The sequence below is a fragment of the Terrabacter sp. 2RAF25 genome, assembly GCF_052115265.1.
Lineage (GTDB): Bacteria > Actinomycetota > Actinomycetes > Actinomycetales > Dermatophilaceae > Terrabacter.
Genome location: NZ_JBFRGJ010000002.1, coordinates 262528 through 278163 on the forward strand (window position 1 = coordinate 262528; position 15636 = coordinate 278163).

A 15636-nucleotide genomic window follows, 5' to 3' on the forward strand; every position below is an offset into this window, starting at 1 on the left:
CTCGGTGCCGCGCCCGTCGCGGCTCACCCCATTGTCGCCTCGATCAGCGCGCGCCGAAACGCCCCGCAACCTCGACGAGCCGGGAGTTCGCCTCCGGCTCACCGATCGTGACCCGCACACCGTCGTCGCCGTACTGGCGCACCATGAGGCCGGCCTCCTCGCACGCCTGCGAGAACGAGGTCGAGTCGGCGCCGAGCGGGAACCACACGAAGTTCGCGTCGGACTGCGGCAGCTTCCACCCCTGGTCGGCGAGGGCACGGACCACCCGGTCGCGCTCGGCGACGAGCGTCTCGACGCGCTCGTTGAGCTCGTCGAACGCGTCGAGCGAGGCGATCGCGGCTGCCTGCGCGATGGAGTTCACGCCGAAGGGCGTCGCCGTCTTGCGCAGGGCTGCGGCCACCTGAGGGTGCGCGACGGCATACCCGATCCGGAGTCCGGCGAGGCCGTACGCCTTGGAGAAGGTGCGCAGCACGACGACGTTGGGGCGGTGGCGCCAGACGTCGAGACCGCGTACGGCGTCGGGGTCGCGGACGAACTCGACGTACGCCTCGTCGACCACGACGATGACGTCGTTCGGAACCTTGTCGAGGAACGCCTCGAGCTCGGCCTGGTGGACGCACGGCCCGGTCGGGTTGTTGGGGGTGCAGACGAGGACGACCCGGGTGCGGTCGGTGATCGCCGCGAACATCGCGTCGAGGCGGTGCCGCGCCTGCTCGTCGAGGCCGACCATGACGGGTGTGGCGCCGGCGAGCTGGGTGACGATGGGGTACGCCTCGAAGGAACGCCACGCGAAGACGACCTCGTCGCCCGCGTCGCAGGCCGCGTTGACGATCTGGGCCAGCACGGCGACCGAGCCGGTGCCGGTCGCGATGCACTCGGCCGGCACGTCGAGCGCCCTGGCGAGGCGCTGCGTCAGGGCCGTGACCGCCATGTCGGGGTAGCGGTTGACCGACGCCGCGGCGTCGTCGATGGCGGAGAGCACCGACGGCAGCGGACCGTAGGGGTTCTCGTTGGAGGACAGCTTGTAGGCCGTCACGCCCGCGGGTGCCGCCGCCGGCTTGCCCGGCTTGTAGTCGGGCATCTGCGCCAGCACCTGGCGCAGACGGACGGGGGTCTCGGCCGTGTCGCTCATACCCGAACTGTAGAGGCACTGTCCACGGCGGCGACCGGCCCATGGACGCAGGACTGACGTCACGGCCCCGGTGTGGCTAGGCTCACATCGTCGCGTCAGCGCCGCCACGACACCCTGTTCGCTGCCCACTCTCCGAAAGTCCACTCAATGCGCATCGGCATCCTCACCGGGGGCGGGGACTGTCCCGGCCTCAACGCCGTCATCCGTGGCGCGACCCGCGCCGCCGAGGTCACCTACGACAGCACCGTCATCGGCTTCCGCAACGCGTGGCGCGGCGTCATGGACAACGACTACGAGATCCTCGACGTCGACCGCTGCCGCGGCATCCTGCCGCTCGGCGGCACGATCCTCGGCACGTCACGCGACCAGCCGTTCGCCCACGAGGACGGCCTCAAGCGCGTGCGCAAGGCGTACGACCGGCACGGCCTCGACGCCATCATCGGCATCGGCGGCGAGGGCTCGATGGGCGTCGTCAACCGGCTGCACGAGAACGGTTTCCCCGTCATCGGCGTGCCCAAGACGATCGACAACGACATCTCCCTGACCGAGATGACCTTCGGCTTCCAGACCGCCGTGCAGATCTGCACCGATGCCATCGACCGGCTCCACACCACCGCCGAGAGCCACCACCGTGTGCTCGTCGTCGAGGTGATGGGCCGCCACGTGGGGCACATCGCGATCTGGTCCGGCCTGGCCGGCGGCGCCGCGATCACGCTCGTGCCCGAGGAGCCGTTCGACATCGACGAGGTGTGCGAGCGGATCGTCCACCGCCACAAGAAGGGCCGCTTCGCGACCATCGTGGTCGTGGCCGAGGGAGCGCTGCCCAAGGAGGGCACCATCGAGATCCCGGCGCCGGAGGTCGACAAGTACGGCCACCAGATCCTCGGCGGCATCGGCTCGATCCTGGCGCGTGAGATCCAGGGCCGCACCGGCATCGAGAGCCGCATGACGGCGCTCGGCCACATCCAGCGCGGTGGCTCGCCCGTCGCGTTCGACCGCGTGCTCGGCACCCGCTTCGGCGTGTCCGCCGTCGAGGCCGCCCTCGACGGCGCGTGGGGGCAGATGGTGGCCCTGCAGAACGGGCACATCGAGCGCGTCCCCGTGGCCGAGGCGATCGGCTCGCTCAAGATGGTCGAGCCCGACCTGCTCCGGCTCAACGCCATGTTCCAGCCACGGATCCCCGGCGACGAGCACCCGGGCCTGCCCGCCGATTCGCCTGCCCCCGTGGAACACTGAGCGCATGCTCATCAACTTCGCGCTGCAGACGGTCATCAACGCCGTCGCCCTGTGGATCGCCGCCTGGGCCATCCCGGGCATCACCTTCGGCGAGGGCCGCACCGGCAACATCTTCTGGACCGTCGTGCTCGTCGCCCTGATCTTCGGCGTCGTGAACGCGCTCATCCGGCCCGTCGCGAAGATGCTCTCCCTGCCGTTCATCATCCTGACGCTGGGGCTCTTCGTCTTCATCGTCAACGCGCTGATGCTCGAGCTCACGTCGTGGCTCGCGGGCAAGCTCAACCTGGCGTTCCACATCGACCACTTCTTCTGGGACGCCGTCTTCGGGGCGCTCATCGTCACCTTCGTCTCGATGATCCTCAGCTTCATCAGGACCGACTGACGCGCGACCCACCCGGTCAGTACGCGTGAGCCCGCCCTCCGACGGAAGGCGGGCTCACGGCATACGCCCCCGGGTTCGGCCACCTGCCGCCCGAGCGGGGTGTCGATGGGGAGTGTGTCGGCGTGGGGTCCTACCGTCGTGGCATGCGGTTGCTCCACACCTCCGACTGGCACCTCGGGCGCACGCTCCACGGCGTGAACCTCCACGCGGCGCAGGCGGCTGTCCTGGAGCGCATCTGCGAGCTCGTCGAGTCACCTCCAGACGGCATCCCTGTCGACGCGGTGCTCGTGGCCGGCGACGTCTACGACCGCGGCGTGCCGCCCGTCGAGTCGGTGCAGCTGTTCGAGTGGACGCTGTCGCGCCTGTCGGCCGTCACGACTGTCGTCGTCACGTCGGGCAACCACGACTCGGCCATCCGCCTCGGCTACGGCTCCGGGCTCTTCCGCGACCGCATCCGCATGGTCACCGACCTCGGGCTGCTCGACCTGCCCGTCCTGCTCGAGGGCAGCGACGGCGTGCGCGCCGCGATCTACGGCATCCCCTACCTCGATCCCGACCACGCGCGAGTTGCGCTGGCCGGTGGCGGTGAGCCGCTGCCGAGGTCGCACCAGGCCGTCGTCGGCGCCGCCGTCGAGCGCGTCCGGGCCGACCTCGCCGACCGCCCCGGCGTGCGTTCGGTCGTGCTGGCCCACGCGTTCGTCGCAGGTGCCGAGCCGAGCGACTCCGAGCGCTCGATCATGGTCGGCGGTGTCGACCGGGTGGCCGGCACGGTGTTCGCCGGCATCGACTACGCCGCGCTCGGCCACCTCCACGGGCCGCAGGCGCCCGAGTCGGCCGAGGGGTCGGTCGTGCGCTACTCGGGGTCGCCGCTGCGCTACTCCTTCTCCGAGCAGGACCACCAGAAGGTCGTGCTGCTCGTCGACCTCGACGAGACCGGTCCGGCTCGCGTGACTCCCGTCGAGATCGCGCAGCCGCGTGCCATGGTCACCCTGCGCGGCCGGCTCGACGAGCTGCTCGAGTCGGCCGAGCACGCCGCCGCCGAGGGCGCGTGGGTGCGGGTCACGGTCACCGACCGGGTGCGACCCGACTCGCTCATGGACCGCCTCAAGTCGCGCTTCCCGCACGCGCTGCAGGTGTTCCACGAGCCCGAGGGCGCCATCGACCGCGGCCGGTCGGGCACCACCGTCGTGAGCGAGCGCGACCCGCGCGAGCTCGGCTCCGACTTCATCGCCTACGTCACCAAGACCGAGGCGAGCGGCGGCGAGGTCGACGTCTTCGAGGCCGGCTACGAGGCCGCCGTGGTGGCCCAGCACAAGGCCGAGGCGCAGGAGGTGGCCTGACGTGCAGCTGCACCACCTCTCCATGACCGCCATCGGGCCGTATGCCGGCACCGAGGTCATCGACTTCACCACCGTCGGACGCGCCGGGCTCTTCCTGCTCGAGGGCCCCACGGGCTCGGGCAAGTCGACGATCATCGACGCCGTCACCTTCGCCCTCTACGGCAAGGTCGCCCAGGCCTCGGCCGACGTCGAGCGCATCCACTCGCACCACGCCGACCCGCGCACGGTGCCCGTGGTCGTGCTCGTCTTCGAGACGCAGTCGGGGCTCTACCGCGTGCAGCGCACGCCCCGCTTCGAGCGGCCGAAGTCGCGCGGCACCGGCTCGACGGTGCAGCAGCCGACGATCAAGCTGTGGCGGCTCCAGACCCCCGACGACCTCACCGGCGGCGAGCTGCTCTCGACCAACATCGGCGACTGCGACGACGAGATCACCCGGGCCGTCGGGCTCACCCGCGACCAGTTCGTGCAGACGGTCATCCTGCCGCAGGGCGAGTTCGCGACCTTCCTGCGGGCCCGGTCCGAAGACAAGGGCAAGCTCCTCGAGAAGGTCTTCGGCACGGCTTTCTTCCGCCGGGTCCAGGACGAGATCGTCGAGGCCGGCCGCGCGGCCCAGGCCCGGCGGCAGTCGGCCGTCGACGAGATCCGCCTCGCGGTCCACGCGCTCGCCGTGTCGGCCGGTCTCGAGACCGAGCGCCGCGACGTGCTCGAAACGTTGAGCCGCACGGCGCCCGAGGTCCTCGACTCCGAGCTGGCGCAGGTGGTCGACGAGCTGACGACGCGTGAGCGTCACGCCGGCAAGGCGAGCCGCGAGGCCATCGAGACCCACAAGCAGATGGCCGACATGGTGAGCGACGCCAAGCTTCGCATGCAGCGCCGCGAGCGGCTGCTCGCCCTCCAGCAGCAGGAGCACGACCTCGGCAAGCAGGCGGTGCGGTTCAGCGAGCTGCGCGAGGAGGTGTCGCGCGCACAGCAGGCCCGGCCCGTCGCCGGCGCCGTGCGCACCCTCGCCCTGTCCGAGGCCGCTCTCAAGCGGGCCGGCGCGGCGCTCGCGAAGGCCCGCGAGCAGGTCGGTGCGGCAATCCGCGACCGTGGTCCAGCCGCGCTGCGCGAGGCCGCGTCACAGGCCCGTGAGGTGGTGGGGTCGCTCACCGGCGCGATCGCCGTCGAAGCCGCGCTCGGTGCACGCCTGGCCGAGCAGCGACGTCTGGCCGAGCGGCGCGACGGCATCCGGCGCTCGGTCGCTGCGGTGAACACCGAGCTCGAGGCCCTGCCCGCGACCATCCGCACGCACGAGGCGGCCCTCACCGAGGCCCGCCGGCTGGCCGCGCTCGTCGACGGTCGCACCGTGGAGGGCAAGCGGGCGAAGGAGCGCCTCGAAGCCGCGGCGGCACACGCTGCGGCTGCGGGGCGGGTGCAGGGCTGCGAGGCCGCTGCCGTCGAGGCACTGTCGGTCGTGGCCGCGGCCGAGACCGCTCTGGCCGGGCTGCGCCGGGCCCGCATCGAGGGCATCGCCGGCGAGCTCGGCCTGTCCCTCACCGCAGGCGACCCGTGCCCGGTGTGCGGGTCGACCGAACACCCGTCGCCTGCGCACCCGACCATCGATGCCGTCACGCCGGAGCAGATCGAGACCGAGGAGGCGCGTGTCGTCGAGCTCCGGCGACGTGCGACGGTCGCCTCCGACGCCCTCGCATCCGTGCGTTCCGAAGTGCGTGAGCTGGCGGCCCGAGCCGACGGCCTCGACGTGGCGACAGCACGTAGCCGTGCTGAGGTGGCAGCCCGCGACCTGGCCGAGTCGGTCCGCGCCCGCTCAGACGTCGAGGCGGGGTCCACCCGCCTCGAGGAGCTGCGTGGCCGCGTCGACGCCCTGTCGGCCGAGGCCGCAGCGCTGGGCGCCGAGCTCGCCCGCACCGAGCAGTCCGTCACCGACCTCGACGCACGCATCACCGAGGAGACCGCGCTCGTCGCGCAGGCACGTGACGGCCACCCGAGCGTCGCGGCCAGGCGTGACGACCTCGTGACGGCCGCGGGTCGCATCGACGCGCTCGTGGACGCCATCACCCAGCGCGACGTCGCCGCGGCAGCCGTCGCCGAGGACACCGCAGCACGGGACTCCGACCTCGCCCAGTTCGGCTTCGCCGACGTCGCAGAGTGGATGGCCGCCGACCGCGGAGCCGAGTGGATCAGCGCCAGCACCAAGGAGATCGACGACTTCGAGCGGGCCTGCACCCAGGTGCGGGCCGGCCTCACCGGGCCTGAGCTCGCCGACGTCCAGCTCGACGCCCTCTTCGACGACATCGACCAGCTCGAGGCCCTCGCCGTCGCCGCCAAGAAGGACATGGAAGCCGCCGCGCACGAGCACGGCAGCCTGCGCGACCAGGTGACCCGCACCAAGCGGCGCGTCTCCGACATCCGCGAGGCGCTGTCGCGCAACGCCGCCGTGATCGCCGAGACCGCCGACGCCGTGCGAGTCGGCCAGCTCGTCGCGGGCAACGGCGACAACCAGCTCAACCTCGACCTCGCGAAGTACGTCCTCATCCGCCGGTTCACCGAGGTCCTGTCCGCAGCCAACACCGAGCTCGGCCGCTTCTCCGGTGGCCGCTACACGCTCGAGCACACCGACGCGAAGAAGGGCAACGCCAAGTCGGGCCTCGGCGTGCGCGTCCACGACATGCACACCAACCAGGTCCGCGAGGTCGGCACGCTCTCCGGCGGCGAGACCTTCTACGTGTCCCTGTCGCTCGCGCTCGCGCTCGCCGAGGTCGTCCGCGCCGAGTCCGGTGGCGTCGACCTCGGCACGCTCTTCGTCGACGAGGGCTTCGGCACCCTCGACCCCGACGTGCTTGACGACGTCATGCACACCCTCGAGGGTCTGCGCGAGGGCGGGCGCACCGTCGGCATCGTCAGCCACGTCACCGAGCTGAAGTCGCGCGTCGCCGACCGCATCGAGGTGCTCGTCAGACCCGACCGCACCAGCACCCTCCGCATCACCGCCTGACCCGCTCCCCCATCGAAAGAACATCCCGTCACGCGCCCCCTCCCGATCGAGAAAGTATTCCGTCCGGTCCTGCTCACGCGCGTCGTGGGGCCCCGGCCCCTACGATCGCGAGCATGAGCGTCGTCGCGAGCGTGTTCGTCGGTCTGGCTGCCCTGCTGCACGTCTACATCTTCTGGATGGAGAGCGTCGGCTGGACACGACCCGACATCTGGCGGCGCTTCGGTGTCGCCGACCAGGCTGCGGCCGACGTGACGAAGCCGATGGCCTACAACCAAGGCTTCTACAACCTCTTCCTCGGACTCGGCGCGGCGCTCGGCATCGTGCTCTGGTGGACCGGCCACCACGAGGTCGGCAAGACCCTCATGCTCTTCTGCACGGGTTCCATGGTCGCGGCGGCGACGGTGCTGATCACCACCGGAAGCAGCTATCTGCGGGCCGCACTGTCCCAGGGCACGATCCCCCTCATCGGATTCGTGCTCACCCTCTTCACCTGATCCAGAGGACTCCGCAACATCGAGTGCCCGGTTTCCCACGTCGGAAAGTGGGCACTCGACGGGGTGGAGGCGAGGCGCGAGCCGGGTTGGGTCAGGCCGGGGTTGCGGCCTCTGCGTCGCCGCGGTGACCGGGTCCGCGCGTGGCACCGATGACGAGGACGACGACACCGACGACGGCGGAGCCCAGAGCGAGCATGCCGTAGCCCGAGGTCCCGACGACGACACCGGCCGCAACACCCCCGCCCGCACCGGCCAGGCCCATGAGCACGTCGGCGAGGCCCTGGGTGGCGGGTCGCTCGTCGGTGGAGACCGCCGACGTGAGCAGGGTCGATCCGGAGACGAGCGTGCACGACCAGCCGACTCCGAGCAGGAAGAGCGCGACGAGGAGCAACCCCGACCAGCCGGCCTGCGACCGCGAGGCGAGCACTGCCGCGAACGCCAGCACCGCTCCCCCGGTCGTCGCCACGGCCTGCCCTCCCCAGCGGTCGACGGCCATGCCGACGAGCGGCGACAACGCGAACATCCCCATGATGTGGACCGAGATGACGAAGCCGATCACCTCGAGCTCGGCGTGGCCGTGCTTCATGTGGATCGGGGTCATCACCATGACGCTCACCATCACGAGGTGACCCAGCGCCATGATGAGCATGGCCTGCAGCGCCCCGGGGTTCGCGCGCACCACGGCGAGGCCGCGCCGCATCGAGCCGTCGTGGTTGGGGGCGGCGGCGACCGTCCCGAACGTCGTGTCGTCGCCACCAGCGGCCGCGGCGATGACATCTGCCTGCCGCTGCTCGTCAGCGAGCTGTCGCTCCTGCGCGTCGAGGGCCCGCGCGGCGAGGAGCGGGTCGGGCCGCAGCAGCCGGTCGACGACGACCCACGCCAGCACGAAACCCGCGAGCGAGAAGACGAAGACACCCGACAGCTCGGGCACCCCGACCGCCTGCGCCACCGCCTTGCCCGGCCCGACGAGGTTGGGTCCGGCGACCGAACCGATGGTCGTCGCCCAGACGACGATGCTCAGGTCGCGCCCGCGGCGGGCCGGGACCGCGAGGTCGGCGGCGGCATACCTCGTCTGGTTGTTGGCGGTGGTGCCGCCCCCGAAGAGGAACATGCCGACGACGAAGAGCGGGAACGATCGCAGCACCGCCGCGACGAGCACGACAGCCGCGCCGACGAAGGCGAGGGTCAGGCCGAGGCGCAGCCCCACGCGACGCCCACGCGCGGCCGTCGCCCTCGCCACCGGGATGGTGATGAGGGCCGTGCCGAGCACCTGCGCGGTGGTGCCGACGCCGGCGAGGGCCTCGGTGCCGCTGAGGTCTTCGGCGAGCAGGGCGCCGACCGCGAGGCCGCAGGCCATGCCGACACCGCCGAGCACCTGCGAGCCGACGAGCGTCCGAATCACCCTGCGCTGCAGGGCATCCCGGTCAAGCGTGGCAGGAGCGAGGACCACGAGACGTCAGACGTGCCGGCGTGAGGTGATGACGCGGAAGCGGTTCGCGACGAAGGCGGCGTCGGTGTAGGCCGCGTTGGCCGCCGGGTTGGCGCCGGTGCCGTGCAGGTCGGAGAACGCGGCCGTCTGGTTGACGAAGATCTGACCGGTGAGGTTCTCGGAGAGCGCGACCCCTCCCGCGGCAGCCGCATCGCGCGCTGCATCGAGCACGGCGTCGCTCGTCGAGTAGACGGCGGCCGTCATGGCGCCGTGCTCGTGCACGGTGTCGGCGAGCTGGGCCAGGGACTGCTCGGTCGAGGCGGTTCGGATGAGGAAGCCGACCGGGCCGAAGCACTCCTGCGTGTAGACGTCCTCACGCGCGACGTCGAGCGCGACGAGGCCGGGGGCGCGGACGACCGCGTCGGCGTACGCCGGGTGGGTGACGCGACGGGAGTCGAGCACGACCCGGCCGTCCGCGTCGGAGGCGAGCCGGGTCAGCGAGTCGGCGTTGGCACGCACCTGGTCGTTGACGGTGGCGCCGAGCAGCTCGACGGCCTTGGCGTCGTCGCCGGTGAGCCGTCCGACCGCACCGGCGAGCTTGTCGCCGAACTCGTCGAAGGACAGGTGGCCCTCGTCGGTGTCGATGCCGTCGGCCGGCACGTAGAGGTTCTGCGGGGCCGTGCACATCTGCCCGGAGTAGAGGGTCAGGCTGAAGGCGAGGTTGCCCAGCATGCCCTTGAGGTTGTCGGTCGAGTCGATGACGATCGAGTTGATGCCGGCCTTCTCGGTGTAGACGAGGGCGCCGTAGGCACCCGCCGTCTGCTCGAGCCAAGCGCCGAACGTCGGACCACCCGTGTAGTCGATGATCGCGACGTCGTCACGCTCGGCGAGCGTCTTGGCGAGGCCCTGGCCGTCAGCCTCGGCGGCGAGCTGGACGAGCGCGGCGTCGAAGCCCGCCTCGACAAGCACCTCGCGGGCCACCTCGACCGAGATCGCGAGCGGCAGCACGGCACGCGGGTGCGGTTTCACGACGACGGGGTTGCCGGTGACGAGCGAGGCGAAGATACCCGGGTAGGCGTTCCACGTCGGGAAGGTGTTGCAGCCGATGACGAGTGCGATGCCCCGCGGGACGATGCGGTAGTCCTTCTGCATGCGCGTCGGCGCCGGGTTGCCCTCGCGGTCGCGCCCCGGCTTCTCCCACACGACCGACGCCGGCACGCGCTCCTGCTCGACGAGGCCGGCCGCGATCGCCTCGACCGCGCGGTCCTGCGCGTGCGGGCCGCCTGCCTGGAACGACATGACGAACGGCTGGCCCGACGTGTGCATCACGGCGTTGGCGATCTCGAAGCTGCGCTTGTTGATGCGGTCGACGATCTCGACGCACACGGCGGCGCGCACCTGCGGGCCGGCGTCGCGCCAGGCGGGGATGGCCGCCCGGGCCGCCTCGAACGCGGCGTCGACATCGAGAGCCGGGTAGGTCGCACCGAGCGTCGGCCCGTAGGGCGACACCTCGCTGCCGACGAACGTGCCGTCGGTCGGCTGGCTCGACAGGGCGGCATACGGCTGCCCGAGATGCGCTTCGTACGCGGTCAGCCCCTCCGCGGCGGCGGTCTCGCCGTAGACCCGCGGGCTGGGCGACTCGGGGTAGCGGGAGTACCAGGAACGCGTCGTGAGGGCCTGACGGATCTCGTCGAGGACCTCGGCGTGCGTGTCGAGGAGGGCGTGGGTGGGCGTCGTTGCCGGTGCAGTCACGCAACGATGCTAGCCCCGGCGGTGGGTGCTCCCTGACCGCCCGGCGAGCACGAGGACACCCCGACCCGGCAGGATGGCGGCCATGGACACGCACACCCCCGAGGCCGGTGCAGCACCCAGCGACGAAGGCGCGGGCGCGTCGACGTTCGGACCCGTCGGCATCGTCGGCGCAGGCGCGATGGGAGCCGGGATCGCCCAGGTGGCGGCAACCGCGGGCCACGCGGTGACGATCGTCGACCCCGTCGAGGGTGCGGCGGTCGCAGCCATCGAGAAGATCGGCGCCGCCCTGACCCGACTGGTCGAGAAGGCGCGCATGTCGCAGGACGACGCGTCCGCTGCGCTCGCCCGCATCACTCCGGCGCAGGCTCTCGACGAGCTGCCCCACTGCGGTCTCGTCATCGAGGCCGTTCCGGAGAACCTCACCATCAAGCAAGGGATCTTCGCCGAGCTCGCCGAGCACCAGCCCTCGACCACGGTCCTCGCCACGAACACGTCGAGCATCGACATCGACGCGATCGCCGACGAGGTGGCCGACCCGGAGCGCGTGCTCGGCCTGCACTTCTTCAACCCGCCGCCGGTCATGGCCCTCGTCGAGGTGGTGCACGGCAAGCGCACCGCGAAGGCGTACGTCGAGCACGCGACCGCGCTCATGGAGGCGTGGGGCAAGACGCCGGTGCGGTGCAGCTCGACGCCGGGCTTCATCGTCAACCGGGTCGCCCGACCGTTCTACGGCGAGGCGCAGCGCATCGTCGAGGCCGGGATCGCCGATGCCGCGACGGTGGACTGGATACTGCGCGAGAAGGGCGGGTTCCCGATGGGACCGCTCGAGCTCACCGACTTCATCGGCCAGGACGTCAACCTCGCCGTCGGCACGTCGGTGTGGGAGCAGACCGACCATGACGAGCGGTACGCGCCCACGGACTTCCAGCGCAACCTCGTCGAGTCGGGCCGGCTGGGCCGCAAGTCGGGCTCGGGTGTCTACGCGTATGCCGCCGACGGCGCGGCTGAGGGCGCCGAGCCAGACCTCGGGCTCGCCGAGCGCCTCGTGGGAGGGCCGGTCGAGACCGACCCGCTGGCCCGCACGCTGGCGATGCTCGTCAACGAGGCCGTCGACCTCGTGGCTCGCGGCGAGGCGAGCGCGGACGACGTCGACACCGCCATGCGACTGGGCACCCGCTACCCGCGCGGGCCCATCGAGTGGGGCCGCGACATCGGCTTCGACGTGGTGGCCGCGCAGCTCGCCGAGCTCGACGCCGCCCACCCAGGCGGCCGCTACCGGCCGAGCCCGGCCCTCACCGACGGGAGTCTCTCGTGAGCGACGCCGAAGAGCCGCAGATGATGCCGTATGCCGTCAATGGCGAGGACGCCGCTGCCGGGGCCCACGAAGCCGGCCCGAGCGAGGAGGGCGTGGCGTTCGCTCGGCAGATGTGGGCCGACGACCAGGCTTCGCGCCGGCTCGGCATGGACGCCACCGTCGTCGAGCAGGACCACGCGGTCGTGCGGATGGAGATCCGAGACGACATGGTCAACGGCCACGCCATCTGCCACGGGGGCTACATCTTCACCCTGGCCGACTCGTGCTTCGCGCTTGCCTGCAACTCGCGGGGGCGCCTCACGGTGGCGGCCGGGGCCGACATCTCCTTCACCGCGCCGGGCCGGCTCGGCGACGTCCTCGTCGCCGAGGCACGGGTGCGCTCGGCGTTCGGGCGCAGCGGCATCACCGACGTGACGGTCAAGCGGGAGTCCGACGGTCAGATCATCGCCGAGTTCCGCGGCCGCAGCCGCTCCCTCAAGCGCGGCTGACCATCACCGTCGAAAGGCCATAGTTCGTGGGTCACCCGGGGTCGAGAGGCCACCGTTTGCGACGAACTTTGGCCCCTCGACGTGTCAGTGGCCACAAACTTTGGCCCCTCGACGTGTAAGTGGGAGCGTCGGGAACGGAGCACTCGACGGGGGTTTGGCGTCGAGGGCTCAGTTCCCGACGACGCCGGGTGGGTCAGCGGGCGCGCCGGGTGCCGGCACGGGTGCCGGCGGAGAACGACGCGGCACTGCCGCTGCTGCTCGTCGAGTAGACGGTCGAGGAGCCACCGCGACGGCCGGAACCGCCAGCGTTGCCGGCGCCGCCCTGACGGCGACCTCCGGCCTGACCCTCGCCCTGGCCTCCGCGGCCACGACCGGCACCGGCCCCACGACCGCCGGAGCGGCCGGCACCGCGGGCGCCGCCGCCCTGCGCGTCGGAGCCCTGGTCGCCGCGACCCCGGCCACGTCCACCCTCGCTCGGACGCTCAGCTGCCGGGCGACCGGAACCGGCCCCCCGGCCACCGGCCGGGGCACCGCCGGTGCCACGGGCGCGGCCACGGCCGCGGCCCGAGCCGCCGGAGGCCGAGTTCGAGCTCGAGCGGGCCGGCGCGGCCTCGCGAACGAGCCCACCGGCATACGACCTCTCGCCCGGGGCGAGCTCGGTGAGGAGCGGGTGGCCCAGGGCCACGCGCGTCGTCGTCGGCTTGATGCCGGCCTTGCGCGTCAGGTCACGCACGTCGCGCACCTGCTCGTCGAGCATCATCGTGACGACGGTGCCGTCGTTGCCGGCGCGGGCGGTGCGGCCCGAGCGGTGGAGGTACGCCTTGTGCTCGACCGGCGGGTCGGCGTGGATGACGAGCGCGACGTCGTCCACGTGGATGCCGCGGGCGGCGATGTCGGTGGCGACCAGCGTCTGCGCCCGGCCCGAGTGGAAGTCGTCCATGTTGCGCGTGCGGGCAGCCTGGCTGAGGTTGCCGTGCAGCTCGACGGCCGGAACTCCCGAGGCGTTGAGCTGCTTGGCCAACTTCTTGGCCCGGTGCTTGGTGCGCGTGAAGACGACCTTGCGACCGGGTGCCGCGGTGAGGTCGAGGATGACGGGCAGGTGCGAGCCGTTGTCGACGTGGAGCACGTGGTGGCTCATCGTCGAGACGGGCGACTGCGCCGAGTCGGCCTCGTGCGTCACCGGCTGGTGGAGGAACTTGTTGACGAGCACGTTGATCGCGCCGTCGAGCGTCGCCGAGAAGAGCAGGCGCTGGCTGTCGCGGGGGGTCTTCTCCATGATGCGGCGCACGCCGGGCAGGAAGCCCAGGTCGGCCATGTGGTCGGCCTCGTCGAGGATCGTCACCTCGATGCTGTCGAGGTTGACGTGGCCCTGCTGCATGAGGTCCTCGAGGCGACCGGGGCAGGCGACGACGACGTCGACGCCCTTCCGGAGGCCCTGGACCTGGGGGTTCTGGCCGACGCCGCCGAAGATGGTCTGCGAGTTGAGGCCGAGCGCCTCGGCGAGTGGCGCCATCGCGGTGTCGATCTGCGTGACGAGCTCGCGGGTCGGCGCGAGGATGAGGGCGCGCGGGCGGCGGGCCAGACGGCTCCGTCGCGACTGGTGCAGCCGGGTCAGCAGCGGCAGCAGGAACGCGTACGTCTTGCCGGAGCCGGTGCGGCCACGGCCGAGGACGTCGCGCCCGGCGAGGGAGTCGGGCAGCGTTGCGGCCTGGATGGGGGTCGGGGTGGTGATGCCGAGACCGTCGAGGATCGTGACGAGGTCGGCGGGCACGCCGAGAACGGCGAAGTTCGTGTCAGTGGACACAGGTGGGTACTCCAAAAAGTGGATGCGGTCGTTCTGCCCGGCGCGAGGGGCCCTCAACGGTGAGGGGTCGCGGCGCAAGAGCGAATCGACGGGGCCGGCGAGAGACTGCCAGGCCAAGAAGAAGCGGCCCGAGGCAGAACTGGGCGGGCCACTGCGGACCAGACTACCGGAGCGGTGCCGTCAACCCCTAACCGGGCGGCTGGCGGGCGGTTCACAAACGGTTGGAGGAGGGTTGGCCACACGTCGCTAACGGTTCGGTCGTTGTCGTGGGCACCCGCGGCCAAAGATGGCAGGATCGGCCAATCAGCCCGGCGCACCGTCGCGCCCGATCGTTTGAACGCCCGGAAGGACCCAGCAACATGCGTCGCATGTCCATCGTCGCCATCAGCGGCGCCGTCGCCCTCGGCCTCACCCTCTCGGCCTGCGGGTCGGACTCGCTGTCCACCTCGCCCGGAGCGGGCAACACCTCGGCCGGGTCGACCGGCTCGACCGGCGGCGGTGTCGACCAGGCCCTCGCGGCCAAGGTGCCCGCGAAGCTCAAGTCGGCGGGCAAGATCGTCGTGGGCACCGACCCGACCTACGCCCCCAACGAGATGCTGGCGAGCGACGGCAAGACCGTCGAGGGCTTCGAGGTCGACGTCTTCAACGCCGTGGCGGCCAAGCTCGGCCTCAAGACGGAGTACTCCCCCGCGGACTTCGGCACGATCATCCTCGGCGTCACGAGCGGCAAGTACGACGTCGGCGTCTCGAGCTTCACCATCAACCCCGACCGCAAGAAGCAGGTCAACATGGTGAGCTACTACAAGGCCGGCACGCAGTGGGTCGTCGCAAAGGGCAACCCCGAGAAGGTCAACATCGACGACGCCTGCGGCAAGAGCATCGGCGCCCAGAAGGACACCACCCAGTCCGAGGACCTCGCCGCCCGCAGCAAGAAGTGCACCGACGCCGGCAAGCAGGCGATCACGCAGGTCATCCAGAAGGGCCAGGACCAGGTCACGGCCGACGTCGCCAGCGGCAAGACGGTCGCCATGCTCGCCGACTCGCCCGTGGGGCTGTATGCCGTGAAGCAGACGGGCACGCTCGAGGCTCTCGGTGACATCTACGACTCGGCTCCCTACGGTTTCGTCGTGCCGAAGGACCAGACCGACTTCGCGAACCTGCTGGTCGACGCCCTCAAGGCGGCAAAGGCCGACGGCAGCTACCAGGCGGCGCTGAAGAAGTACTCCGTCGAGGCCGGCGCCATCGACTCCTTCGCCGTCAACCCCTGAG

12 protein-coding genes are annotated in these 15636 nt (G+C 71.5%); 8 read left to right on the top strand and 4 right to left on the bottom strand.

Annotation, left to right across the window (positions count from 1 at the left end; all coding sequences use genetic code 11):
* Positions 1–43: 43 nt before the first annotated feature.
* On the bottom strand, positions 44–1132 hold the full coding sequence (gene hisC / locus AB4091_RS04455; protein WP_442290517.1) for a histidinol-phosphate transaminase: 1089 nt from the start codon (positions 1130–1132) through the stop codon (positions 44–46).
* 147 nt (positions 1133–1279) lie between these two features.
* Between hisC and AB4091_RS04460 the strand changes: the two genes are divergently transcribed.
* The 5 genes from AB4091_RS04460 (at position 1280) to AB4091_RS04480 (ending at position 7579) form a co-directional block, all read left to right on the top strand.
* Positions 1280–2368 (top strand): 6-phosphofructokinase, encoded by a 1089-nt coding sequence (locus tag AB4091_RS04460; protein WP_442290518.1) that lies wholly within the window; start codon positions 1280–1282, stop codon positions 2366–2368.
* A 4-nt stretch (positions 2369–2372) separates the two neighbouring features.
* Positions 2373–2750 carry a phage holin family protein gene (locus AB4091_RS04465; protein WP_442290519.1) on the top strand — a complete coding sequence of 126 codons (378 nt, stop codon included), beginning with the start codon at positions 2373–2375 and terminating at the stop codon, positions 2748–2750.
* 143 nt (positions 2751–2893) lie between these two features.
* Positions 2894–4090 carry an exonuclease SbcCD subunit D gene (locus tag AB4091_RS04470; protein WP_442290520.1) on the top strand — a complete coding sequence of 399 codons (1197 nt, stop codon included), beginning with the start codon at positions 2894–2896 and terminating at the stop codon, positions 4088–4090.
* Between the two features lies 1 nt (position 4091).
* Positions 4092–7085 (top strand): AAA family ATPase, encoded by a 2994-nt coding sequence (locus AB4091_RS04475; RefSeq protein WP_442290521.1) that lies wholly within the window; start codon positions 4092–4094, stop codon positions 7083–7085.
* A gap of 113 nt (positions 7086–7198) precedes the next feature.
* Positions 7199–7579, top strand: coding sequence for a DUF1304 domain-containing protein (locus AB4091_RS04480; protein ID WP_442290522.1), 381 nt, complete (start codon positions 7199–7201; stop codon positions 7577–7579).
* Positions 7580–7670: 91 nt separating this feature from the next.
* On the opposite strand, the gene AB4091_RS04485 is transcribed toward AB4091_RS04480, so the two are convergent.
* Both AB4091_RS04485 and paaN read right to left on the bottom strand, forming a co-directional pair.
* The gene (locus tag AB4091_RS04485) at positions 7671–9029 is read right to left on the bottom strand and encodes an MFS transporter (RefSeq protein ID WP_442290523.1); all 1359 of its coding nucleotides are present in this window, start codon (positions 9027–9029) and stop codon (positions 7671–7673) included.
* 6 nt (positions 9030–9035) lie between these two features.
* Complete coding sequence (paaN, locus tag AB4091_RS04490) at positions 9036–10760, bottom strand: phenylacetic acid degradation protein PaaN (protein WP_442290524.1); 1725 nt, start codon at positions 10758–10760, stop codon at positions 9036–9038.
* A gap of 82 nt (positions 10761–10842) precedes the next feature.
* On the opposite strand from paaN, the gene AB4091_RS04495 reads away from it, so the two are divergent.
* Positions 10843–12075 carry a 3-hydroxyacyl-CoA dehydrogenase NAD-binding domain-containing protein gene (locus tag AB4091_RS04495; protein ID WP_442290525.1) on the top strand — a complete coding sequence of 411 codons (1233 nt, stop codon included), beginning with the start codon at positions 10843–10845 and terminating at the stop codon, positions 12073–12075.
* On the top strand, positions 12072–12563 hold the full coding sequence (paaI, locus tag AB4091_RS04500; protein WP_442290526.1) for a hydroxyphenylacetyl-CoA thioesterase PaaI: 492 nt from the start codon (positions 12072–12074) through the stop codon (positions 12561–12563). The genes AB4091_RS04495 and paaI overlap by 4 nt, the downstream gene beginning before the upstream one ends.
* A gap of 193 nt (positions 12564–12756) precedes the next feature.
* Here the strand turns inward: paaI and AB4091_RS04505 are convergent, their stop codons facing one another.
* A complete protein-coding gene (locus AB4091_RS04505; protein ID WP_442290527.1) occupies positions 12757–14367 on the bottom strand; it encodes a DEAD/DEAH box helicase in 1611 nt (536 codons plus the stop codon).
* A 368-nt stretch (positions 14368–14735) separates the two neighbouring features.
* Between AB4091_RS04505 and AB4091_RS04510 the strand changes: the two genes are divergently transcribed.
* Positions 14736–15635 (top strand): ABC transporter substrate-binding protein, encoded by a 900-nt coding sequence (locus tag AB4091_RS04510; RefSeq protein ID WP_442290528.1) that lies wholly within the window; start codon positions 14736–14738, stop codon positions 15633–15635.
* Position 15636: the final 1 nt, after the last annotated feature.